The organism is Erythrobacter sp. K21-9 (genome assembly GCF_055808355.1).
The window spans coordinates 753,867-776,348 of record NZ_CM147866.1; the positions used below are offsets into that span (position 1 = coordinate 753,867).

Genomic DNA, 22,482 nt, shown 5'->3' on the forward strand with positions numbered 1-22,482 from the left:
GACCTACTCCGGCAGAGCGCGCATTTCTCCGTCAGCCTCAATTCGCGCGACCGCCGGGTCTTCGGCCAATGCCTTGAGCCCCTTGGCGTCGATCACGGCAACAATCATTGGCAGGGCCTGCATTCGGTTGATCACTTCGACCCCCTCCGCGCTCGCTACCTGAGCGCCATCAGCATCGGGTTTAAGCGTGATGATCACGCGTTCCCGTACCGGCGCATCATCCGTCCCCGCTTCGAGAGCGGTGCGCAGGTTCTCGTCTACCTTGTCGGTCATCGCAATATCTCCAGCTACAGCATCGTACCGGCACGCAGCCTGTTTGCCCGGCTACATCGGCAGGCGCACTCATCTGTCCGCCTGCCTCTGTTTCAGGGGAGCAAGCGAGCAGCGCTAGCGCCGGGCCGGACCCGAGTAGGCAGGCCGCGTTTCGGGCGGTCGTCATTAAGGCCATGTTTCTCATGGGAAGACTATACCACAGCTGGCCAGCGGAGCGCTGATCATCGCATGGTCTGTCCCGAGGTAAAGCACGGTCTGCCGCGTTTTGGCAGGAATGCCATCCTTTAACCCGCTCCTACGAAGCGCTGCATTCCTGAACTTCGACGCTTGAATGCAGGAAGCGATTGGGGCCGAACGTCGTGAGGAAACTGACATCGGCGGCATCGCGGCCCACACCGATCTTCGCTGTCTTTGCAGGGTCCGCCATGCCGGTGGCATCGACGATTTGCCACGCTCCGCCATGCTCGCGGCTGGGGTCGGCGAGAAACACTTCGGCCACTGCATGAAAATCCGGCGGTGACACGCCGGGCGCGAAGCAGGCGACATAGCGCGCCGGGATGGTCGATGCCCGCGCCAGCGTGACCAGGACATGCGTGTAATCGCGGCAGATTCCCTCGCGCGCGATCATGCTGTCTATCGCGGTGGTCGAAGGATTGCTGGAGCCGGGCGAGTAGGTAAAGTGCTCCTGCAGCCACTTCGAAATCGCAGCGATCTTCTCACCTCCGGTGAAATCGCCGAATTCGGACGATACGAAATTCTGGAAGCGGTCGGCGTGGCAATACCGCGAATCGAGCAGGTATTGCACCGCCTCACCGGGAAGGTCGTGCGGGTCCAGCGCGGCGAGTGATGACAGGTCCGACGTAATCCTTTGAGGTTCGATCACAGCGTCGTAGCTGACTTCGAACCGGCCTTTGGACCTGATCCAGATGCGCTCGCCGATATCGTCTTGCGCCGCAATACGGGCTAGGTGTTCTGCCTGGCTCATCTCGGTGTTGGCGGAGAGGATGCGCTGCTCGGGAAGAGCGGCCGCCTCGAACTGCAACAGCGCATCGGTAAGCTGGTCGGTCTCGAATGCGAATTGGGTCTTGATCTGAATGGCCATTACTTAGCCAAGGGTCGTGAAGCGGAACCGTTCCCGATTGCAGGCAATGCGGCACAATAAAGCACCGGCAGGACGAGGCTTACGAAAGCGCGCCGAACAGGTCGTGCGCGTCAGCGTCCTCGATCACGGCATCGACGATGTCGCCTGCCGCCAGCGTTTCAGGCACATTGCGCAGGTAGACCGATCCGTCGATCTCCGGCGCGTCCGCCTGGCTGCGACCGGTCGCGCCGATATCGCCGTCTTCGTCCGGCTCGCCGACCTCGTCGATGATGACCGGGATAGTCCGCCCAACTTTTGCGGCTAGTTTCGCGGCGCTGATCCGTTCGGTTACTTCCATCAGACGGGCGTAGCGCTCTTCCTTGATCTCTTCGGGCACGGGATCGGGCAGGTCATTGGCCGCAGCGCCTTCGACCGGCTCGAACCGGAATGCGCCGACGCGGTCAAGCTGCGCTTCCTCGAGCCAGTCGATGAGGTATTTGAAATCCTCTTCGGTTTCGCCGGGGAAGCCGACGACAAATGAGGACCTTACCGCGATGTCGGAGCAAATTTCGCGCCAGCCCTTCAGGCGTTCGAGCACCTTGGCCTCGTTGGCGGGGCGCTTCATGCGCTTGAGAACGCTAGGCGCGGCGCGCTGAAACGGGATGTCGAGATACGGCGTCAGCAGCCCCTCGGCCATCAGCGGGATGACCTTGTCGACGTGCGGGTAGGGATACACGTAATGGAGCCGCACCCACGGCGCGGCATCGTCGGTCGTGCGCAACTGGCCGAGTTCGCGCGCGAGATCGGTCATGTGCGCGCGGACCTCGCGGGCGTCCTGCCCCAATGGCCAGAGCCGCGCCTCATGCCGCGTATCGACACCGTAAGCGCTCGTGTCCTGGCTAATCACGAGCAGCTCTTTCGTGCCCGCAGCGAGTAGCTTTTCCGCCTCGCGCAGCACCGCATCGATGCGGCGGCTGGCGAGCTTTCCGCGCAGTTGCGGGATGATGCAGAACGCGCAGGAGTGATTGCAGCCCTCGGAAATTTTCAGATAGCTGTAATGGCGCGGCGTCAGCTTGATATCGGGCTGAGGGATGAGATCGACATACGGGCCTTGCGAGGGCGGGGCATGTTGGTGCACCGCTTCGACCACTTGCTCGTATTGATGCGCGCCGGTCACGGCGAGCACTTGCGGATGCGCGGCGCGGATCGCGTCGGCCTCTTCGCCCATGCAGCCGGTGACGATGACGCGGCTCGTTCTCCGAAATCGCCTCGCCGATCGCGGACAGGCTCTCTTCCTTCGCGCTGTCGAGGAAGCCGCAGGTGTTGACCAGCACAACGTCCGCACCGGCATAGTCGGGCGACATTGCATATCCATCGGCGCGCAGGCGCGTGAGGATGCGTTCGGAATCGACCAGTGCCTTGGGGCAGCCGAGAGAGACCATGCCGACGCGCTTTGCGTCAGGGAGAGAGGTGGTGGAAGTGCTCATATTGGCCGCGCCCCTACACGTGTGCGGTCGATTGCGCTAGCTTCGAGCGCGGGACAGGGAGAACTCGCATGAATGATTTTGCACTATGGCCCGTGCTTGCGGGCGCCGCAGCATTCTTTGCCGTCGGCGCGCTCTGGTACGGAGTGATTTTCGGCAAGCCGTGGCAGAAGGCTGCGGGAATGTCTGACGAGCAGGTCCAGGGCGGCAACATGGCGCTGATATTTGGCCTGACATTCCTGTTCGAAATGCTGATCGCAATGGTGCTGTGGCACTTGCTGGCTCGGACCAACCCGGCCTCTCATGTCGTCATGATAATGTCGGTGGGCTTTGCGCTCGGCGTCATGATTCCGGCTGTTGGGATCCATTACCTGTATCTGCGCAAGACTTTCGCGCATTTCCTTATCGATGCAGGGCACATGTTGTTCGGCATGGCAGCAATGGGCGGCGTGTTCGTGCTATTTCGCTGAGCCCTGAGGGACGGGCGCTTGAGAAGGATTGCCGTCAGTTGGCGTGACCATCTCCGCGCGTGGTTCCATTTTCGGTCGCGACGATTTCCACGATGACATCACCTTCCTGCAGGCTCTCGCACTCTTCTTCCCAATAGCCGATCGCGCGGCCATTGCGGTAAATGCGAAGGCCGCGTCCGCCGGTGCTGAGCTCCGTAATCGAAGAACCACATTCGTCTTCCGTGACCACGCGTTCGACCAGCTGAACCCGTCCTGTGACCGAGGCGAGGTCTGACAGGTATTCGGCAATATGCGCGCCCTTGGCCGAGCCTGCGAGCAGCAGCCCTGTAAAACGCACCGGGTTGATGACGTTGTTGGCCCCTGCCTGCCGGGCAAGAAGTTCGTTATCGTCGGCGCGCACGACCACGCTGATCGGGACCTTTGGCGCGAGATGGCGCACGGTCAGCACGATCAGGATCGACGTGTCGTCGCGCCCGGCGGAAACCAGCACGGTCTGCGCTTCCTGGATCTCGTACTGCTTTGAGCGTTTCGTCGCGCGTCGCATCGGCGGCCATCACGTTGACGCCAAGCTTTTCAGCAGAGCGCAGTCGCTCCTCGCTGGGATCTACCACGACGATGCACCGGGCATCGGTGCCGCGCTCGATCAGTTCCTCGACGCTTTGCGAGCCGGAAATGCCATAGCCCAGCACGACCACGTGATCGGACAATTTCTCCTGGATACGGGCCATGCGCCATTTCTCCCAGCTACGCTTGATTATGAAGTTGTAGGCCGTGCCCACGAAAATGAAAAAGACCGCGAACCGGATCGGGGTCACGATCACCGCCTCGATCAACCGAGCGCTGTCGGTAACCGGCGCGATATCCCCGAACCCGGTCGTCGTGATCGAGATCATGGTGAAATAGACAATGTCGAGGAAGCTGACTTCGCCATCGACGCTGTCGACCAATCCGCCGCGGTCGAACCAGTGGATCATGACGACGATGAAGATCAGGAACAGTGCGAGGCCCAGCCGGATGCTCAGGTCGCCCCAAACGGGGATCCTGACTGCACGGCGCAGCGGCTTGAACTTGCTCGCCGCGACGACCTTGTCGGGCTTGGCGTTGAATACGCGGTCGGGTTGCCGTTTTGCCATGATCGTATGTGCCCCTGCCGTGCCGCCCTAGCTTTCGAACCGCTTGGCCATCGCATCCAGCGACGTGTGGTGCGTGAGATCGAGCTGAAGCGGGGTAACAGCAATATAGCCATCGTCGATCGCTTCAAGGTCGGTTCCGTGATCCAGCGTGTGCTCGATCGCGCGCAGGCCGAACCAGAAATAGCGGTGGCCGCGCGGATCCTTGCCCTCGACAATCGAACCGCGCGAGTAATCGTGAAAGCCTTGCCGCACGACGCGGATGCCCTGCACGTCTTTCGGCGCGCGCGGCGGGAAGTTAATGTTGACGAGCGCGCGGTCATCGAACGGCACATCGAGCAGCGGTTTGAGCACTTTCGGGCCCCATGCGCGCGCCGCTGCAAAGAGATCGCCGCCAGCGGCGCTTTCGCGGCTGTAAACCTGGCTGAGAGCGATGGATCGCACCCCGGCCAGCGCACCTTCGATGGCGGCGGAGACCGTGCCGGAATAGGTGATGTCATCGCCGAGATTCGCCCCGCGATTGACGCCGGAGAGGATCAGGTCGGGCGGACCGTCCATCACCTCGCGCAGCGCCATCATCACGCTGTCGGTCGGCGTGCCAGTTACGGCGAAGCGGCGCTCGGCGAATTGCTGGAGGCGCACCGGGTGGTTCAGGGTCAGCGAATGGCCCGCGCCCGATTGCTCCTCGGACGGGGCACACACCCAGATATCGTCCGAGAACTGCCGCGCGATCTCTTCCAGCACCTCGAAACCGGGCGCGTGATAGCCATCGTCATTGGTGAGAAGAATGCGCATCAGTCGGCAGGCTCCAGCGTGGTGATACCGCCCATGTAGGGTGCAAGCGCCTCGGGGACCATCACGCTGCCATCGGCCTGCTGGTAATTCTCTATGATCGCGACCAGCGCGCGGCCGACAGCGAGACCCGATCCGTTGAGGAGGTGAAAATACTCGCTCTTCTTCGATCCATCGGGCCGGTAACGCGCATTCATACGGCGCGGCTGATAGGTGCCGCCGTCGGAGCACGAGCTGATTTCGCGGTATGCCTGCTGACCAGGAAGCCAGACTTCGAGATCGTAGGTCTTCATCATGGTTGCGCCCATATCGCCAGCGCACAGCGCCATAACTCGGTAGTGCAGGCCGAGCGACTGGAGGAGCTTTTCGGCGATGCCAGTGATGCGCTCGTGCTCTGCCGATGCATCCTCGGGCAGGGCGGCAACGATCATCTCGACTTTTTCAAACTGGTGCTGGCGGATGAACCCGCGAGTGTCGCGCCCCGCAGCGCCTGCTTCGGAACGGAAACAGGGGGTAAGCGCGGTCAACCGCATCGGAAAGTCGCTTTCGGCGAACAATTGCTCACGGAAGGAGTTTCCGAGCGCCATTTCTGAGGTCGAGATCAGGAGGCGGTTGTCCGTGGTGCGGAACAAGTCTTCGGCGAACTTCGGCAACTGCCCTGTGCCGTAGCCGGCTGCTTCATTGATGAGCAGTGGCGGGTTGCATTCGGTAAAACCATGATCGCGCGTGTTCGTGTCGATCATGAACTGGCCAAGTGCGCGGTGGAGGCGGGCCATGTCACCGCGCAAAAAGGTGAAGCGCGCGCCGGAAATCTTCGCGCCGGTTTCGAAATCCATACCGAGGGCCGGCGCAATATCTGCATGTTCTTGCGGCGCGAAATCGAATTGCGGCTTTTCACCCCACTCGCGCAAGAAAACGTTGTCGTCTTCGCTCTCGCCGTCCGGGACCGATGGGTCGAGCAGGTTGGGCAGCGCAAGCAAGACGCCGTTCAATTGCTCTGCCATTTCGCGCTCACGCTCTTCGAGTGCGGGCATCGACTGCTTTATCTCGGCCACTTCGGCCTTGAGCGCTTCGGCGGTTTCGGTGTCGCCCTGACCCATCGCCTTGCCAATCGCCTTGGAGGCATCATTGCGGCGCGATTGTACCTCTTGAAGCCTTGTCGTTAGCGCCCGGCGTTGCTCATCCAGCGCAAGGATGTCCTGTGCAACGGGTGCCAGCCCGCGCCGCGCCATTATCGCGTCAAACCCCTCAGGATCGTCTCGTATCAAGCGGATATCATGCATGGGGAGCGCCTATGCCCGCTTCGCATGAGATTTGAAAGTGCGCAGAAGGGGTTGGGGCCGGACTTGCTGTCTTGGGGAAGGCGTCCGGCCCCTTGGAGAGAGGGTCAGAAGTTGAATTCGGCAGTTACGTAAAACCGCCGCGGATCGCCATAGAAACCCGTTAGCGTCCCTTCGAGGCCAAGCGTCGGCGTGAACGGTGTGCCTGGCGGGAAGCCGCCGGTCACGAAATTATACCCGGCAACAATATATTCCTTGTCGAACAGGTTCTTGCCGTGCGCTCCGATGGAGAACAGCCCGCTATCGGCGGTGTAGACGATGCTCGCATCGACGAGCACGAAGCCGTCCTGGTCAAGGAACGGGTTGGGCACCTCGAACTGGCTCGCATCGGAACGCAGCGAGCCGTTGCCGAGAAAATCGACCATGCCGCCTGCTGCAGGAACTCCAAGCACGAAACCCATATGCGCGGTGATGTCGGGTGTGTTCTGAAAGGTGCGCTGGTCGGCGACATCGTTGCCGAATGCGTCGATGAAGGTGTTGAACTTCGCATCGAGGACGCCGAGCGACCAGTTGACGTTAAGACGGCTGCCATCGCCCGCAAAATCGCGTCCGACCAGCGCGCTGCCTTCAAACTCGATGCCGTTCACATCGGCGCTCGCGGCGTTGGAAGTGATGCCGATGAAGCTATCGTTGATCCCGTCACCATTGGTGTCGAGACCGACTGAACCGGGGATCTGGACATCGTCATACTGGCCGAGAAAGGCTGCAATCGCGATGTTGAGGCGGTTGTCCAGCAGCGAGGCTTTCCAGCCCAGTTCATAGCTGTCGACCGTCTCGGGCGCGAAGCGCAGGAATTCGAACTGGTCGTCGAAATCGACGTCACCATCACCGTCAAGATCGGGTGCGGCACTGGTTTGTCCGCGCGGATCGAAGCCGCCGCCTTTGAAGCCCTGGCTGTAGGTGAAATAGAAATTGTGATCGGGCGTCGGCTGGAAGCTGATCGAGGCGCGGGGGTTGAAATCCTCGAACGTCTCGCTCCCTTCGAAATCGCTGGTCACTGCGATCGGTATCGCCGCGCTGTTCGGATCGAACAGGTCCGAAAAGCCGCCGATGAATGTGGTGCGCAGCACGCGGCTGGTGCGTTTGTCATTCGTATACCGACCGCCCAGTGACACACTCAGCGTGTCGGTGATGTCGAAGGTGAAATCGCCAAACACCGACCATGTCTCCGTGCCGACTTCGCCCAATGTCTGCGCATTCAGGCCGGGCAGGCTGATGAGGTCGCCGGTGGTGAACAGCGCCACATCGAACGCGGTAAAGGCGTTCGCGTCGAGATAATAGAAGCCAACCACGCCGGACAGCCGGTCGCCTTCGTAAAGCAGCTGCAATTCCTGGCTGAACTGGTCGTTCTCGTAGATCGCGGGCACATCGAGGTCGGCGGCTGGCAGACTGTCGAAATCGATCGGCGTGGTGGATTTATCCTCGCGATATCCGGTGATCGATTTCAGCGTGATCGTCTCCGAAAGCTCGACCGCGATGTTAAGCGCGCCGCCATAGGCTTCGACCTCCTGATCGACGATATCGAGCCCGGCGCGTGTGTCGAACACATCGTCGAGAACAGGCGCTCCGGTGAACAGCCCGGGGATCAGCCGCGTGCCCTGACGCGCTTCGCTTTCGTCGAGGATATAATCGCCCGACAGCCGGACGAAGACCGGGCCGTTGTCGAATTCGAGCGTACCGCGCGCGGCCCAGACGTCCTTGTTGTAATTTTCCGTGCCGAGATTGAGGTTGTCGCCAAACCCGCCGCGCGACAGGCGCGCCCCGCTGGCGCCTATCGTCAGCGTATCGGTTAGCGGCGTGGAGCCGGTGATGACCAGATCGGCCTGATCGTATGACCCATAGGTTCCGCGGATCGAGAGGCTCGGATCGTCGGGCAGCTCTGCCGTGACATATTTGATCGCGCCGCCAATTGTGTTGCGACCATAGAGCGCGCCCTGCGGTCCGCGCAGCACCTCGATCCGTTCGACATCGTAAACATCGAGGACGGCGGCTTGCGGGCGGTTGAGATAGACATCATCGACATACAGCCCGACGCCGGCCTCGAAACCTGCGACCGGATCCTGCTGTCCCACGCCGCGAATGAATGCGGTGAGGGTGGTGTTGGTCCCCCGGCTCACTTCAAGCGTGATGTTGGGCACTTGCTGGGCGACCTGCGTCAGTTCCAGAACGCCCTGTTGTTCGAGCATGTCGCCCGTGATCGCCGTGACCGATAGCGGCACATCGACGAGCCGCTCCTCGCGCCGCCTGGCGGTGACGATGATGCCGGGGCCGTCCATTTCCTCGGCGCTGTCCGCGCTACTAGCAGCGCTATCCTGCGCGGCCGCCGGCGCGGCAAGCATGGCAAATCCCGCGCAGCCGGACAGCAGCGCAGCACGTGTGGCAAACATCATATTCATAGGTTGGCCCTCTCCCAAAAACCTTGTGACAGCTTCAATATTGAAAGTTGAACCAACTTTCAAGTTTAGTCTTGTCGAAGCGCCCTTGCGCCCTTACTCACACAGTGGGAGGAGTAGCGGATGGCAGGAAATGGGGGCAGCCAGTACAAAGTCGCAGGTCATGCCTTGGCTGACGATAAAACGCCGCGCACCGAGCGCGGCCGGCGGACTTTGCGCAAGCTGCTCGATGCTTCGGCAATCGAATTCGGAGAGAAAGGCTTTCACGAGGCGTCGGTCAGCTCCATCACGCGGCGCGCCGGCGTCGCGTTGGGCAGTTTCTACACCTATTTCGACAGCAAGGACGCGCTGTTCCGGGCGCTTGTGGCGGACATGAGCGAGAACGTGAAAACCAGCGCACGCTCGGCGCTGGCCCACGACATGGGCGCTCTGGAAATCGAGCGCGCCGCGCTCGCCGCGTTTCTCGATTTCGCCCGCGAGCACAAGGAAATCTACCGCATCATCGACGAGGCGGAATTCGTCGATCCGGCGAGCTACCGCGCGCATTACGAGACGATTGCGGAGCGCATCCAGGCCCGGTTCGAAGCAGGCTCGGCCAGCGGCGAATTCCGAGCGGGTCTCGGTGAACTGGAGGCGTGGGCGGTGATGGGAATGAACGTGTTCGTCGGCCTGCGCTACGTCGTCTGGAGCGATGCCGGGGAGGCCCGCCCGTCGAGCGAGATTGCAGGTGCGGTCAACGAATTGCTCGCCAAAGGTATCGCGAAGCGCGATTGATTGCCGAATAACTGATCTGAAAAGATGGTGGGCGCGGCAAGGATTGAACTTGCGACCCCACCCGTGTGAAGGGTGGGAAAACGGGCGTAGGCGGCTTTACACGGACAATAAAAGTCAATAAAAACAATCATGGGTGTTCGGACGTGTCCGCCTATGTTTTTCATGTTTTTTTCATGGATTTTGGAGAGTCGCGAAAATGCCCGATCTGAGCCGTATCGGAGAGCGTGAGAAGCTGAAGCCCAAGGCCGGGGATGAGCCGCATTGGCAACGCCTGCGCCAAGGGGTCTATCTCGGCTACCGGCCTTCGAAGAAAAAGGCAGGCGGCACATGGTTTGCTCGCTTCTATGACTCCGAAGCCAATCGCAATTCTCGCAAGCGGCTGGGCGACTATGGCACGCTCACAGGCCATGACGTTTTCAAGCAGGCCAAGGCGGATGCCGAAAGCTGGGCCGAGACGGTCGAAAGCGGCGGCGAACGCCCCCGCGATATGGTGACGGTCAAGGATGCGTGTGAAGCCTATCTGGAGCAAAAGCCCGGATCGATTGCCGAAGGGGTCTTTCGCCGCCATGTCTATTCCGATCCAATCGCCAAGGTGAAGCTCGATAAGCTCCGGCGGCACCATCTGAATGCATGGCGCAAGCGGCTTGAGCAGGCTCCGGCCTTGCTCACGCGCAACAAGAAGGGTGAGAGGCGTTGGAAGGAACGCGCAAAATCGACTGTCAATCGCGACATGGTGCCGCTGCGCGCCGCGCTGGGCATGGTCCTAAAGCCCGGTGCGCCGAATACGGATGCGGCATGGCAAGAGGCGCTTCGCCCCTTCAAGGGGGCTGACAAGCGCCGGGAATTGTATCTGGACCGCGACGAGCGCCGCAAGTTGATTGATGCGACCGGCGAGGAAGCGCGGCCCTTTGTGAAGGCGCTCTGCCTTTTGCCGCTTCGACCTGGAGCCTTGGCGAGCCTCACGGTCCGCGACTTCGACAGGCGCACCCGCTCGCTCACCATTGGCAAGGACAAGAACGGCAACCCGCGCCAGATTTCATTGCCGCCCGTCATTGCCGATTTTATTGCTGAACAGGTGAAGGCCAAACTGCCAGCCCCGCCGATATTCGCGCGCACCGGGGGTAAGGCTTGGAGCAAGGACGCTTGGAAATACCCGATCAAAGACGCAGTAAAGGCTGCTGGCGCGCCCGGTGCTGTGTCGGCCTACACGTTGCGCCATAGCGTTATCACAGACTTGATCCGCGCCCGCTTGCCGATCCTGACGGTTGCGCAGCTATCGGGCACGAGCGTTGCGATGATCGAAAAGCACTATGGCCATTTGGTGCGCGATGATGCCGAAGAGGCACTGGCGAGTATTGCTATCTAGCGGTGGATTACTTCTCCCCAGTCGGGCGATGAACTTGCACGTCTTCGCAACTTCTCCATAGTCGTTGCACGGGGATAGGCAGGCCAGCCGACAAGCGCGTTTCCTACGTGTTTCCCCCAATTCATTTTGGGAGCCGCGAGGGAAGCGGGTTGAGCGACAACGAACCAAATCGAAATCCTTTAATTGTTCCGCGCGAAGGCCCCTTGGCAACGGTGCAGAAAGCGCTTTTGAGTTTCCGCGAGCATCTAGTTGAGAACAACATTCAAGCCGGGGAGCCACCGCTTCAGCCAAAAGATCGAGAACTACCGGGGCGAGACTGGCTGCCCGAACCTGAATGGTTAAGCGGCTGGAGAGCGTTCGAGATTTTCCAGTTGCAGGAAGAGCCATACGAGTGGGCACCTGCGCTAGCTAGGATTTGCAAAGTCATCTCGGATCACGGTCTCGATGGTGAGAGCAAGCCGAACTATGCAATGGCAAAACTGCCTCCCAGTCATCCATTGCTTGATGCCTTTCCCACGGGCACAACTGTTTGGTTTCGGGCGCTTTACGAGTTGCTCTTAGTCAAGAATGGCGAGGAAATCGAAAGGTGGGAGCACCTAGTTGGAGATTTGTATGATTGGATTGGCCCTTGGGATAATCTCCGGCTTCTAGCCCGAGATGCTCTCGAAGAGGCGCTTAGCCATCACTGGAGCATTGACCGGATTTCGCTACCTGAGGCGAAGCAAAACCCCGTTTGGACCTTTCCAATGGCGCTCACATGGATTGCGACAAGGGACTTTCGTGCGATGGCCAGAATGCCCGTATTTTGCCAGCCAGTGAATGAGATTGAAGAAGCAGCGGCAGATGGTGGGGTGTGGGGCTACGCTACGAAGGCACTTGGCTGGTTGCACACTGAGATTTCGTTTGTGCACTGCAAATGCGGCGCGCTCTCTGATTATCGCTTTGAAGCGTGGCGGCATTGCACCTGCATCTCGGTCGCATGGGAGGAACTTGTGCGTCACATGGGCGGGCTGGGGAGCCACGTCCCGGAACTGGTGTTCAATCTTCAAGAGGGTTGGCTTTCGATGACTTGGCCCGATGGGGCAGATGACATTCGCTTCCTTCGCAGTGAGATCATGGAGAAGTGGCCAGCCGTTGCGCCGCCATCAGTGGTATTGCCAACTGCGCAGCCGTCGATAGCTTCTATTGAGCGCGAGTGTCAGGGATGGCTCTTGGAGCAGTTTGCCGATGATCCTGAGAAGAAGCGAACAAAGGGCGACTTTAGAAGCGCTGCGATGGCAAGATTTGGCTCCGGCCTTTCAGAACGCGGCTTCAATCAAAGAGTTTGGCCAAAACTGGCGCAAGAGCATAGGCGAGATGGCGCTGGTGCAAAGCGGAAATCATGACGGCGAATTGAATCGCTGATTTTTTGCGACTGCTATTCGACCGATTTTTTCGGACCGATGTGTCCTGCATCCGCTGGCATTCGCTGGCACTTTGCAGGGGAACACCCAATGGAAAAGCTTCTCGTTTCGATCCTTGATGCCGCCGATGCGCTGAGCGTTGGTCGCACCACTGTTTATGAGCTTATGCGCTCCGGCCAGCTCGACACCCGCAAAATGGGGCGGCGGCGGTTGATCACGGCGGAATCGCTCCGGCGGTTGGTCGACAAGAAGGACTGAGGGGCAAAGCGATGGGCCGGATCAATCCGCGCCGCGCCAAGCTCCACCGGTCCTATGACGTGTGCGAGCTTGCCGACCGGCTAGGCGTGCACAAGAACACGGTGCGCCAATGGATCAAGAACGGTCTGCCCGTGGTGGACGGAACGCGCCCAGTCCTGATTCTTGGTAGCGACTTTCAGGCATGGTGGAGTGAGCGGAGCAAGGCGGCAAAGCGCCCGTGTCAGCCGGGGCAGATCTTCTGCTTCAAGTGCCGGGAGCCGAAGCGGCCTGCGCTGGGAATGGTGGAATATGCCGCCACAAATGCCGTCACGGGCAATCTGAAGGCCATCTGCGAGACGTGCAACACGATGATGCACCAACGCGCCCGGCTGGCCAATCTCGCCACCAGAATGCCCGGAATGGACGTTCAAATCACGCGGTCACCTTCAAGCATAGTTGAGCGGGCGCATCCCTCCCCAAACTGTGACGAAACGAAAGGAGCCTGAGACATGGCAAAGCACAATGCGGCAAACACGCGGATCAAGCGCGAATACTTCCACTATCTGAAGGAAGCGCGGCGGCGGGATGAGCAATCGATTGATCAGGTGGCCAAGGCGCTCGCCCGCTTCGAAGAGGCGACCGGGCACAAGGACTTCAAGCGCTTCCACCGTGAACAGGCTGTGGCTTTCAAGAAGCGGCTGGGCGCGGGGAAAAACGCCCGCACAGGCAAGCCGCTTGCTCGTGCCACGGTGCATTCGACCCTTTCGGCCTTGCGTGAGTTTTTCATCTGGCTTGCTGGCCAGCCGGGTTACAAGAGCCGGATTGCCTATTGCGATGCCGACTATTTCAATCTGTCAGAGAAGGAAGTCCGGATTGCCAAGGCGACCCGCGAAAAGCCGGTGCCAACGCTGGAGCAGGTGCATCATGTGCTGGCGACCATGCCAGCCGGAACCGACATCGAGAAACGCAACCGGGCGCTGGTCGCGCTCGCATTGCTCACCGGGGCACGCGGCGCGGCGCTGGCCAGTCTGAAGCTGAAGCACATCGACCTGGAGCAAGGCTGCGCGCATCAGGATGCGCGCGACGTGAAGACGAAAGGCAGCAAGACCTTCACAACGTGGTTTTGTCCGGTGGGCGGCGATGCGCCGCAAATCGTCACCGACTGGTGCGAGCATTTGCGCACCGCGCTTTATTGGGGCGAAGATGATCCGCTCTTTCCCAAGACGCTTATGGGGTTGGGAGAGCAGGGTGAATTTCAGGCAATAGGCCTTGCCCGCGAACACTGGAGCGGCACCGGGCCGATCCGGGCAATCTACAAACAGGCATTCGCGGCGGCTGGTCTGCCCTACTTCAACCCTCATTGCTTCAGGGACGCGCTGGTCCAGCTTGGCGAGCGCATCTGCACCACGCCTGAGCAATTCAAAGCATGGTCGCAGAATATCGGGCACGAGAAGGTGCTCACCACGCTGACAAGCTACGGCAAAGTGCCAGCCGCACGCCAAGCCGAACTGATCAGAGCGCTGGGACAGGACGCGGGTCATGACAACGCCGCGCTTTTGGCCGAGCTGGCGGATGTGATGCGCAAGCATGGCAAGGACACATAAGACCTTCCAGCCGCGCCGATTTTACTGTTAGGTGGACAATCTAGCAGGGGTCGGCGCGTGCAATTGTTCAATCCAAAAACTATCAAACGACACGTTGAACGCGCGGGCGATCCTGATCCGGCGAAGGCCGACATTTTGCGCCAATGGGCCAATACCATCGCGGACGGATCGATCCAGACCCAAAAGGAAACTGCGCTCCACGGCAACTTCAAACAGCGCATTGTGTGCGAGGTTCTGGGCTACAGTGACTTCAAATCAGGCGAATGGACTGTCGATGCCGAGGCCACGATTGGAGCTGGCTCAGTTGATCTAGCGCTAGGCCATTTCAGTGCTGAATCGAGCAAGATCATCGCCCCTTTCGAACTCAAGGGTGCAAAGACAAAAGACCTAGACGCAATCATGCCGGGGCGTGCCAAGACCCCGGTGCAACAGGCGTGGGAATATGCGGCGGACAACGTCGGCACAAAATGGGTGCTGGTGTCCAACTATCTCGAAATCCGCCTCTACAGCTACGCGGACGGGCGGCAATTCTACGAGAGCTTCGACTTAGCGAAGCTCACCGATCCTGAAGATTATCACCGCTTCATGCGGTTGCTGTCGGCGGACAATCTGCTGAACGGACGCACTCTCGAACTATTGGCCGAGAGTCGCAAAGAAGACCGCGACATCACGGCGCGCCTCTATGCCGATTATCGCGCTTTGCGCAGCGACCTTATCGGAGCGGTGCAGACTGCGCTTCCTGAAGGCGATCCGCTCGAAGCGATCCGGCTGGGGCAAACCATTCTGGACCGTGTGCTGTTCACCGCATTTGCCGAAGACAATGGTCTTTTGCCTGACAACACCCTGTTGCGAGCTTTCGAGCACAACGATCCTTACAATCCCAAACCCGTCTGGCAGAATTTCTGCGGGCTGTTCGGCGCGATTGATAACGGCAACGAGACGCTGAAAATCCCGCGCTACAATGGCGGGCTATTTCAGCCGAACGCGGTGATCGATGCGCTCGAAATCCCCGATGCCATATGTGAGGGCTTCAAGCGGCTGGCCGAATATGACTTCGCCAGCGAGATTTCAGTCACGGTGCTGGGGCATATTTTCGAGCGGTCGATTGCCGATGTGGAACAGCTCCAGGCCGAAGCGCGCGGCGAGGCGGTTCTCGAAAAGAAGGCCAGCGGCACGAGCGGGCGGCGCAAGCGCGATGGGGTTGTTTATACGCCGGACTACATTGCCCGCTTCATTGTCGAACAAACGCTGGGCACCCATTGCCGGGAACTCTTTGGGACTATCCTGAGCCAATACGCGGCGAAGGGCGCGACAGCCGATGATGAGCCGATCAACTGGAGGTCAGGGAAAGCAGAACGGCTGGCGTGGGCCGAATATCGCGACAGGCTCACCGCGTTGCGCATTGTCGATCCCGCCTGTGGTTCGGGCGTGTTCCTTATCATGGCGTTCGACTGGTTGAAGGCCGAGCTGCTGAAGGTGAACGCCAAGCTGGCCGAGCTTGAGGGCAAAGGCATGGCAGGGAGCCTGCTAGACCCGGACAGCGAAATCCTCACGCAGAACCTGTTTGGCGTGGACGTGAACAGCGAGAGCGTCGAAATCGCCAAGCTGAGCCTGTGGATCAAGACTGCGCGCCGGGGAAAGGTGCTGGACAGTCTGGATGCCAATATCCGCGTTGGCGACAGCCTGATCGAAGATAGCTCATACGCCTACCGTGAAGAGGGCTTCGTCTGGAAAGAGGCGTTTCCCGATATTTTTGCCGAGGGCGGCTTTGATGTCGTGCTGGGGAATCCGCCCTATGTGCGCATGGAGCTGATCAAGCCCATGAAGCCATGGCTCGAAAAGCGCTATGAAGTGGTGGCGGATCGCGCCGACCTTTACGCCTATTTCTTTGAACGCGGAATCAAGCTGCTGAAACCCGGCGGGCGGCTGGGCTACATCAGCAGTGCGACATTCTTCAAAACCGGATCGGGCGCACCCTTGCGCGATTTCCTGCGCAAGAACGCGACCATCGAAACCGTGATTGATTTCGGTGATCATCAGATTTTCGAAGGTGTGACGACCTATCCCGCGATCCTCACCATGAGTGCGGGTGCGCCACCGCCGGGGCATAACCTGCAATTCTGGAACATAGATGCGATGCGCGCCGATAGCTTCGCTGATGCGTTCGATGATGCCGCCATGCCTTTTCCGCAGACCGAACTGGGGCGGGGATCGTGGGAGTTGGAGGGCGAGGCATTGCGCGCGCTCAGGGCCAAGATCATGACGTGTAAGCCGACGCTGAAGGACGTTTACGGTTCGCCATGCAGGGGAATTGTCACCGGTCTGAATGAAGCCTTTGTGATCGACACGCCGACAAAGGAAAAGCTGTGCGCCGCCGATCCGCGATCAGCCGAATTGCTCAAGCCTTGGCTGGAGGGCAAGGACCTGAAGCGCTGGCGAGCCGAACCGCGCGAGCTTTGGATCATCTACATCCCGAAAAACCGGGTGAAGATCGATGATTACCCGGCGATCCGCGATTGGCTTTTGCCTCTTAAGGAACAGCTGGAAAGGCGCGCGACAAAGCAGGAATGGTTCGAGCTTCAGCAGGCGCAGGAGGCCTATTCCGGGCCAATTGCAAAGCCCAAGATTTCCTATCCGCACTTCAATGCTGAGCGCCTATTCTCGCACGAAGAGACCGGTGCGTTCTCGAATGATAAGACCTACTTCATTCCGCACAGCGATATGTTCCTGCTGGCACTTCTAAATAGCAGCGCGATTTGGTTTGCGCTCAGCAATCTAGCCCCGGCGGTGCGCGGCGGGTTCCATGAATTGCGGGTGCAGTATGTTGAAACTGTCCCAATTCCAGAGGCGAGCGAACAAGCGCAAGCGGACCTCGCCGCGCTTGCTGATGCGGCACAGACAGCCGCCGAGAACCGTTACAAGCTGGAACTGTCAATCACCCGCCGCATCCCGGACCTTGCCGCCGATCCGGCCAGCGCCAAACTTTCCACCGCGCTCAAGGAATGGTGGACCCTGCCCGATTTCGCCGCGTTTCAGCGCGAAGTGAAAAAGGCGCTGAAGGCCGAAATCCCGCTTAAACAGCGCAGCGAATGGGAAGACTGGATCACGACCACCCGCACCGAGATCAACGCGCTCAGCGCAGAAATCAGGCGGCTGGAGGCCGAGATTAACGCCAAGGTCTATGAGCTTTTCGATCTCACGCCTGAGGAAATCGAATTGCTGGAGGCGAACATATGAGCGGCTTGCCTGATGATTATCTCGATGCGCTTTCTACGCTCGCCAAAGCTTTTGTCACCTATGAAGCCAAGACTGGCGTATCGGCCATTCTGGTGGGCGGCTCTGCCACCGCAATAAGCACAGGCGGGGCATTTATGTCAGAGGACTTCGACGTGGTTGCAGGAGATGATGCAGCATTTAGCGAGGCGATGGCGGCGCACGGCTTCGAAGAGGAAAGCCCGGCTGTGCATGGCCTTGTCGCGTGGTATCACGCTGACTTTCCCCGCTATGCCGTTGAGCAGGTTTCCGGCGGCTATTTCGACGGGAAAGCGGACCGCGCAAGATGCGTTAAACTCACCATTAAGGATGATAGCGCTATTGTGCTTCCAGCCGTTGAGGACTTGATTGCGGACCGTTTAGGCCAATATGAGGTTTCAAGCGGCGATGATGCGATGCTAGAACAGGCTAAAGCCTTGTTTGCGCTATCGAATGGGCTGGATTTGGACTATTTGAAGCGGCGCATTGTCGAAGAAGGTGGAAATGTTGGACTTTTGGGTCTAGAAAACAGCTAGTGAAGCAAATTGCATTCAACGATTTTCAGCGCGCGATTAATGCGCGCAAAGCCGCCATCGGTTTCGATGAAAGCGCGGCCAGCGTTGATGCACGCCGCAACAAAGGCGAACGGCGCACCCCTGCAAAGCGTGAATTGCTGATCAGGACGAAAGCGCGCGCCAAGGCTGCTGGTGTGGCCCCTGTGGTCAGTTACTGAGCGCTCAAACCGCTCGCAAACCACCACTCATTCTGACCAGAATTCTCTGATCCTCACACCGCGTTTTTCATGTTTTTTTCATGGAAACGCTGCCCATCTTTCCTAAGTCATTGAAAAGATGGTGGGCGCGGCAAGGATTGAACTTGCGACCCCACCCGTGTGAAGGGCTGGCTACCCAATCCCGAGCAATCTATATCGTCTAAAGAAGTCTAGCGTTTCCGAGGGTCTGCGCCTAGATCGGGTCCGGGGTGGTCTTAGCGGGTCCGGCCTAAACCGGCCCTTTTGGCTACCCCGGAGCTACCCCCGAGGGAGTTTAGCACGATGGCGACTGCGACAAACGAAGCGACGGTGGGACACAAGCCCGGCTGTGAGAGACTGACCGACAAGCGGCTCGAGAAGCTAAAGGCACCGGAGGGCAAGCGGCTCGAGATAGCCGACACCATCGTCTGGGAGCTCCGCGTCCGCGTGGGCAAGAGCGGCAAGAAGAGCTGGTCGATACTCTACCGGGTGGCCGGACCGGACGGGAAGCGGGGCAAGATGAAGCGCCTCGGGCTGGGCACCTACCCGGCCGTGTCGCTGACCGAGGCGAGGGAGAAGGCGCGCAAGGCCCTTGAGGCTGCCGACCAGCAAATCGACCCCGCCAATGAGCGCGCAATCGAGAACGAGAAGCGCGCCAACCGGACCTTCGAAGTTGTCCTCGAGCGGTATGTCGAATTGCATGTGAAGGTAAGCACCCGAGACGGACAACGCGCGAAGGAGCGGGAGGAGCTCGCCTTGAAAGAGGCGGAGGAGAAGGGAACGAAGCCTCGCAAGGTCGGCAAGTGTCCCGCTGAGCGATTGCTGACCGATCTAGTCCTGCCCAAGTGGCGAGGCCGGTTGCTCGAAAGCATCCGCCGGACGGACGTGATGGAAGTACTCGACGATGTCGTACTGGAACGGGGCGCGAACGTCGCGCGCGAGGTCCGCAAGCACCTCGTCGGGATGTTTAGTTGGGCGATGGATCGGGGCCTTATCGACATAAGCCCGGCGGCCGGGATTAAGCGCAAGGACCTGCGGTACGAGTCGCGCAAGCGGGTCCTCTCGATGGATGAGCTCCGCCGCGTCTGGGAGGCGGTACGGTGAGCTGGGCTATCCCTTCGGTCCGTGGGTCCGCCTCCTGATCCTGACCGGGCAACGGAAGAGCGAAATTGCGGGTCTCCGCCGGGAGTGGTTCGACGAGGACCTAGAGCGCGTGTTCGTGATCCCCGCCACCGTCTATAAGACGGGCATTATCCATGCGGTGCCGCTGTCCGCTCCCGCTTGGGCAATCGTCTCCGAGTTGCCGCGCTGGAATGAGGGGACCTGCCTCCTCTCCGGGACCGGCGACCGCCGCCCGATAAGCGGCTTCTCGAAGGCGGAGGCGCGCTTGCGCAAGAAGATTGCCGAGTACGAGGCAGAGAACGAGCTCAAGCCGATGCCGCGCTTCGAGATGCACGACATTCGCCGCTCCCTGACCACGCATATGATCCGCATCGGCATCCGGGAGGAGCACGTCGAGCGGGTCCTCGGACACAAGATCGCGGGAGTGGCAGCGACCTATAACCAGCACGACTACCTGCCCGAGAAGCGGGCCGCGCTCGAGAAATGGGGCGAGCTGTGGACCTGACCCCGGAGCCGTTGACGGAGGAAGAGCGCAAGGCCGTTGACCTAGCCCTGCGCGTCGGTCGCACTGCCGAAGCTGACCTACCGGCTGCCCTCGTCGAGATGGGCGAGGCGAATAGGAAGGAGCTCCGCGACTTCGGAAGGGCTTGGGCTGCGCTGAGCGAGGAGAGCCGCTCGGTACCGTCGAATGGATGGTCTCCCGCCGCACAGGTGTCGAGGACCGATCCTCGCTGGACGTAGGGCAGGCCGTCGATGACTTCCTAGCGATGACGCGCGGGAAGCGTGGACCGGACATTCCCGGCCTTCGGACGGTTGCCGGAACGCTTCGCGAGATATGGATTGCGCGCGGCGGTGAAGGCACCGTTCGGAACCTATGGCGGGACAAGCAACCGACCTTCGATGCGCGGCGGGAAAACCGAGCACCGACCGAGGCGAGGGGGCCCAGCGAGATGCTCCTCTTCGTGGCGCGCCACTTGATCGACATATTCGGTGCCGAGGCAATCTGCCCTTCGAACAATCCCTCGAAGCTGAGCCTCGAGAGCATCCTCGAGGCTGCCTGTACGAAGGCCGACACGGCATTGCGTGCGGCGTAGCGGAACTTCTAGCGACCTGTGCGACCCGTAATGCCGCTACGAACTAGCTGACCCATTGCGCCTAGACCCTTCGTATCCGCTCGGACGCGGACAGAACGGAGGACGGCGCGATGCCCAAGGACACAGCGAACGACACCCTGCCCGGCTCGGATCGGAGAGCCGACAGGACCGTGATCGACGTGAACGGCGTGAGGGAGATGACCACCCTCGGCAGATCGACAATCTACGCGCTCGCCAAGAAGGGCGAGTTCCCGAGGCCCAAGCCCATCGGCCCCAATCGGGTCGTGTGGCTGAAGTCTGAGGTGCAGGATTGGATCGACGCCAAGCTGGCAGAGGCCGAGGCCGCCTAAAAGTCGGGCCGTCCGCCCTGACATCGCGGCGAACGGCCCTAGCTCGAACACGGGACAGGAAACTACCCGATGACTGAATCTATACCCGCCTCCGATGGCGGCGCGAAGGCCGAAGGATTGAGCGGACCGGAAGCCGCCGCAGCCTTCGCTGAGTGGCTGGGACATACCCCGCTTGCTGTGACGACGATTGTGCCAGACGGGAGAGGCGGGACCCCGACATTCTATCTGGATAGGCCCGAGGAGGTCGCCAGTTTCGTCCGCGAGTGGTCCGGCGAGCGGAACATCTACTATACCCACGCCCGGCTGCGTGAGCGGTCCGGCGAGAAGCCTAAGAAGGCGCACCTAGTGGGGACCGAGTTCCTCCACGCGGACCTCGACCCGCCGAAGAAGAGAATGTCGTCCGAGGAAATCGACCGATGGATAGAGGACGAGCTCGAGCGCATCCGAAGCCGGGAGGACTTGCCGCAGCCGAGCGCCGTTACGGTCTCCGGCAATGGCCTGAATCTCCTATGGCGGCTGGACACCTTCTTCGACCTCGCAAAGCGGCCCATAGACGAGCTCGAGAGCCGCAATCGCGGCCTGTGCCAAGCACTCGGGGCGGACGTAAACACTTGGAACATCGACCGCATTCTTCGCCTCCCCGGCGGTGACAATCTGCCGACCAAATCAAAGCGAAAGCTCGACCGGGTGAGGCGGGAAACCCGCATCGTCTATCTGAGCGCCGAACGATACTCGCTCGATGAGTTCCCGCAGGCAGTCGATGATGGCTCGAGCGCTCCCGAACCGGAGCCGGTCTCGCTTGAGCGTGTCGAGCCGATCCGGCTGACGGACCTGTCCGAGCTCGACAAGTACGCCCCGCCGCCGTGGGTTCGCGGGACGATTGTCGAGGGAGACCATCCGGCGGAGCCGAACAAGTGGGGTGGAGACCGTTCCCGCGCCGTATTCGCCGTGACCTGTGCGCTAGTCCGCGCCGGGGTCCCGCCCGCGATGATCCTCGGCATCCTGATCGACCCCGACTTCGGAATATCGGCACACGTCCGTGACCAGAGCGAGAGCGAGGGAGGGCGCATTCGCTATGCGCAAGAGCAAGTCGAGAACGCGGCGAAGAAGGTTGCGCGGGATGAGGACAGCTTCGCCACGAGCAATGAGGGGAAGATATACGCCAACCACCAAGGCAATATCCGGCTGGCGCTGAGGAAGCTCGGGGTCGAGCTCCGGCACGACATGTTCGCGGATCGCTCGATAATCGACGGGCTCGAGGGCCACGGGCCGCTCCTCGACGATGCCGCCCTTACCCGGTTGTGGCTCGAGATTGACGAGCGCTTTCGCTTCCGCCCGCAAATCGAGTTCTTTACGAAGGTGCTGATGGACACCGCGCGCAACGCGCCATTCCATCCGGTGCGCGACTACCTCGACGGCTTGGAGTGGGACGGTGTCCTCCGGCTCGACACTTGGTTGTCGGAGTACGGCGGCGCGGACGACAACGAGTATGCGCGCGCGGTGGGGGCTCTCCCGCTGATCGCGGTACCGTCCGCCGGGTGAGGGAGCCCGGGTGTAAGTTTGACG

Annotated in this window: 20 protein-coding genes, 1 tRNA gene and 2 pseudogenes; 15 read left to right on the forward strand and 8 right to left on the reverse strand. The window is 60.5% G+C overall.

The features are described from left to right. Positions 1-3: 3 nt before the first annotated feature. From AC0L39_RS03780 to rimO, 3 genes and pseudogenes are all read right to left on the reverse strand, one after another. Positions 4-273 carry a hypothetical protein gene (locus AC0L39_RS03780; protein WP_473260856.1) on the reverse strand — a complete coding sequence of 90 codons (270 nt, stop codon included), beginning with the start codon at positions 271-273 and terminating at the stop codon, positions 4-6. Between the two features lie 295 nt (positions 274-568). Further along, the gene (locus tag AC0L39_RS03785; protein ID WP_473260858.1) at positions 569-1,375 is read right to left on the reverse strand and encodes a transglutaminase-like domain-containing protein; all 807 of its coding nucleotides are present in this window, start codon (positions 1,373-1,375) and stop codon (positions 569-571) included. 79 nt (positions 1,376-1,454) lie between these two features. Beyond that, positions 1,455-2,841: pseudogene (gene rimO, locus AC0L39_RS03790) on the reverse strand (30S ribosomal protein S12 methylthiotransferase RimO). 68 nt (positions 2,842-2,909) lie between these two features. Between rimO and AC0L39_RS03795 the strand changes: the two are divergent. Next, on the forward strand, positions 2,910-3,308 hold the full coding sequence (locus tag AC0L39_RS03795; RefSeq protein ID WP_473260859.1) for a DUF1761 domain-containing protein: 399 nt from the start codon (positions 2,910-2,912) through the stop codon (positions 3,306-3,308). A gap of 34 nt (positions 3,309-3,342) precedes the next feature. Here AC0L39_RS03795 and AC0L39_RS03800 read toward each other — a convergent pair. From AC0L39_RS03800 to AC0L39_RS03815, 4 genes and pseudogenes are all read right to left on the reverse strand, one after another. Further along, positions 3,343-4,441, reverse strand: a pseudogene (locus AC0L39_RS03800) (potassium channel family protein). 27 nt (positions 4,442-4,468) lie between these two features. Then, positions 4,469-5,233 carry a 5'/3'-nucleotidase SurE gene (gene surE, locus AC0L39_RS03805; protein ID WP_473260861.1) on the reverse strand — a complete coding sequence of 255 codons (765 nt, stop codon included), beginning with the start codon at positions 5,231-5,233 and terminating at the stop codon, positions 4,469-4,471. Further along, entirely contained in the window at positions 5,233-6,513 is a 1,281-nt protein-coding gene (serS, locus tag AC0L39_RS03810; RefSeq protein ID WP_473260862.1) for a serine--tRNA ligase, read from the reverse strand. Before serS ends, surE begins: the two co-directional genes overlap by 1 nt. Positions 6,514-6,617: 104 nt before the next feature. Further along, entirely contained in the window at positions 6,618-8,966 is a 2,349-nt protein-coding gene (locus AC0L39_RS03815) for a TonB-dependent receptor (RefSeq protein ID WP_473260864.1), read from the reverse strand. Positions 8,967-9,086: 120 nt separating this feature from the next. Between AC0L39_RS03815 and AC0L39_RS03820 the strand changes: the two genes are divergently transcribed. The 9 genes from AC0L39_RS03820 to AC0L39_RS03860 all read left to right on the forward strand — a co-directional run bounded on the left by AC0L39_RS03820 (position 9,087) and on the right by AC0L39_RS03860 (position 18,332). After that, positions 9,087-9,737: a TetR/AcrR family transcriptional regulator gene (locus AC0L39_RS03820; protein ID WP_473260865.1), complete on the forward strand. Its 651-nt coding sequence runs from the start codon at positions 9,087-9,089 to the stop codon at positions 9,735-9,737. Positions 9,738-9,933: 196 nt separating this feature from the next. Then, positions 9,934-11,103 carry a tyrosine-type recombinase/integrase gene (locus tag AC0L39_RS03825; RefSeq protein ID WP_473260867.1) on the forward strand — a complete coding sequence of 390 codons (1,170 nt, stop codon included), beginning with the start codon at positions 9,934-9,936 and terminating at the stop codon, positions 11,101-11,103. 149 nt (positions 11,104-11,252) lie between these two features. Next, positions 11,253-12,488 (forward strand): hypothetical protein, encoded by a 1,236-nt coding sequence (locus tag AC0L39_RS03830; protein WP_473260869.1) that lies wholly within the window; start codon positions 11,253-11,255, stop codon positions 12,486-12,488. Positions 12,489-12,596: 108 nt separating this feature from the next. Next, positions 12,597-12,764 (forward strand): helix-turn-helix domain-containing protein, encoded by a 168-nt coding sequence (locus tag AC0L39_RS03835; protein WP_473260871.1) that lies wholly within the window; start codon positions 12,597-12,599, stop codon positions 12,762-12,764. Between the two features lie 11 nt (positions 12,765-12,775). Beyond that, a complete protein-coding gene (locus AC0L39_RS03840) occupies positions 12,776-13,249 on the forward strand; it encodes a helix-turn-helix domain-containing protein (protein ID WP_473260873.1) in 474 nt (157 codons plus the stop codon). A gap of 3 nt (positions 13,250-13,252) precedes the next feature. After that, positions 13,253-14,347: a tyrosine-type recombinase/integrase gene (locus tag AC0L39_RS03845; protein ID WP_473260875.1), complete on the forward strand. Its 1,095-nt coding sequence runs from the start codon at positions 13,253-13,255 to the stop codon at positions 14,345-14,347. 57 nt (positions 14,348-14,404) lie between these two features. Continuing rightward, the gene (locus AC0L39_RS03850) at positions 14,405-17,584 is read left to right on the forward strand and encodes an Eco57I restriction-modification methylase domain-containing protein (protein WP_473260876.1); all 3,180 of its coding nucleotides are present in this window, start codon (positions 14,405-14,407) and stop codon (positions 17,582-17,584) included. Then, complete coding sequence (locus tag AC0L39_RS03855) at positions 17,581-18,135, forward strand: hypothetical protein (protein ID WP_473260877.1); 555 nt, start codon at positions 17,581-17,583, stop codon at positions 18,133-18,135. Before AC0L39_RS03850 ends, AC0L39_RS03855 begins: the two co-directional genes overlap by 4 nt. After that, complete coding sequence (locus tag AC0L39_RS03860; RefSeq protein WP_473260878.1) at positions 18,135-18,332, forward strand: hypothetical protein; 198 nt, start codon at positions 18,135-18,137, stop codon at positions 18,330-18,332. The genes AC0L39_RS03855 and AC0L39_RS03860 overlap by 1 nt, the downstream gene beginning before the upstream one ends. Positions 18,333-18,451: 119 nt before the next feature. On the opposite strand, the gene AC0L39_RS03865 is transcribed toward AC0L39_RS03860, so the two are convergent. Further along, positions 18,452-18,515 (reverse strand) — tRNA-Leu (locus AC0L39_RS03865). A gap of 138 nt (positions 18,516-18,653) precedes the next feature. Between AC0L39_RS03865 and AC0L39_RS03870 the strand changes: the two genes are divergently transcribed. The 5 genes from AC0L39_RS03870 (at position 18,654) to AC0L39_RS03890 (ending at position 22,458) form a co-directional block, all read left to right on the forward strand. Beyond that, positions 18,654-19,454, forward strand: coding sequence for an Arm DNA-binding domain-containing protein (locus AC0L39_RS03870; protein WP_473260880.1), 801 nt, complete (start codon positions 18,654-18,656; stop codon positions 19,452-19,454). After that, positions 19,420-19,977, forward strand: coding sequence for a tyrosine-type recombinase/integrase (locus tag AC0L39_RS03875; protein ID WP_473260882.1), 558 nt, complete (start codon positions 19,420-19,422; stop codon positions 19,975-19,977). Before AC0L39_RS03870 ends, AC0L39_RS03875 begins: the two co-directional genes overlap by 35 nt. Positions 19,978-20,164: 187 nt before the next feature. Next, positions 20,165-20,566 (forward strand): hypothetical protein, encoded by a 402-nt coding sequence (locus AC0L39_RS03880; protein WP_473260884.1) that lies wholly within the window; start codon positions 20,165-20,167, stop codon positions 20,564-20,566. A gap of 110 nt (positions 20,567-20,676) precedes the next feature. Then, a complete protein-coding gene (locus AC0L39_RS03885; RefSeq protein ID WP_473260886.1) occupies positions 20,677-20,916 on the forward strand; it encodes a helix-turn-helix transcriptional regulator in 240 nt (79 codons plus the stop codon). Positions 20,917-20,985: 69 nt separating this feature from the next. Continuing rightward, positions 20,986-22,458 carry a virulence-associated E family protein gene (locus tag AC0L39_RS03890; protein ID WP_473260888.1) on the forward strand — a complete coding sequence of 491 codons (1,473 nt, stop codon included), beginning with the start codon at positions 20,986-20,988 and terminating at the stop codon, positions 22,456-22,458. Positions 22,459-22,482 lie beyond the last annotated feature (24 nt).

Bases quoted from the DNA above. Each gene is read 5' to 3' on its own strand.
- AC0L39_RS03885 (WP_473260886.1), top strand. From the start codon at position 20,677: ATGCCCAAGGACACAGCGAACGACACCCTGCCCGGCTCGGATCGGAGA.
- serS (WP_473260862.1), bottom strand. From the start codon at position 6,513: ATGCATGATATCCGCTTGATACGAGACGATCCTGAGGGGTTTGACGCG.
- AC0L39_RS03870 (WP_473260880.1), top strand. From the start codon at position 18,654: ATGGCGACTGCGACAAACGAAGCGACGGTGGGACACAAGCCCGGCTGT.
- AC0L39_RS03820 (WP_473260865.1), top strand. From the start codon at position 9,087: ATGGCAGGAAATGGGGGCAGCCAGTACAAAGTCGCAGGTCATGCCTTG.
- AC0L39_RS03840 (WP_473260873.1), top strand. From the start codon at position 12,776: ATGGGCCGGATCAATCCGCGCCGCGCCAAGCTCCACCGGTCCTATGAC.
- AC0L39_RS03785 (WP_473260858.1), bottom strand. From the start codon at position 1,375: ATGGCCATTCAGATCAAGACCCAATTCGCATTCGAGACCGACCAGCTT.
- AC0L39_RS03815 (WP_473260864.1), bottom strand. From the start codon at position 8,966: ATGAATATGATGTTTGCCACACGTGCTGCGCTGCTGTCCGGCTGCGCG.
- AC0L39_RS03880 (WP_473260884.1), top strand. From the start codon at position 20,165: ATGGTCTCCCGCCGCACAGGTGTCGAGGACCGATCCTCGCTGGACGTA.
- AC0L39_RS03890 (WP_473260888.1), top strand. From the start codon at position 20,986: ATGACTGAATCTATACCCGCCTCCGATGGCGGCGCGAAGGCCGAAGGA.
- AC0L39_RS03875 (WP_473260882.1), top strand. From the start codon at position 19,420: ATGAGCTCCGCCGCGTCTGGGAGGCGGTACGGTGAGCTGGGCTATCCC.
- AC0L39_RS03825 (WP_473260867.1), top strand. From the start codon at position 9,934: ATGCCCGATCTGAGCCGTATCGGAGAGCGTGAGAAGCTGAAGCCCAAG.
- surE (WP_473260861.1), bottom strand. From the start codon at position 5,233: ATGCGCATTCTTCTCACCAATGACGATGGCTATCACGCGCCCGGTTTC.
- AC0L39_RS03845 (WP_473260875.1), top strand. From the start codon at position 13,253: ATGGCAAAGCACAATGCGGCAAACACGCGGATCAAGCGCGAATACTTC.
- AC0L39_RS03855 (WP_473260877.1), top strand. From the start codon at position 17,581: ATGAGCGGCTTGCCTGATGATTATCTCGATGCGCTTTCTACGCTCGCC.
- AC0L39_RS03795 (WP_473260859.1), top strand. From the start codon at position 2,910: ATGAATGATTTTGCACTATGGCCCGTGCTTGCGGGCGCCGCAGCATTC.
- AC0L39_RS03835 (WP_473260871.1), top strand. From the start codon at position 12,597: ATGGAAAAGCTTCTCGTTTCGATCCTTGATGCCGCCGATGCGCTGAGC.
- AC0L39_RS03780 (WP_473260856.1), bottom strand. From the start codon at position 273: ATGACCGACAAGGTAGACGAGAACCTGCGCACCGCTCTCGAAGCGGGG.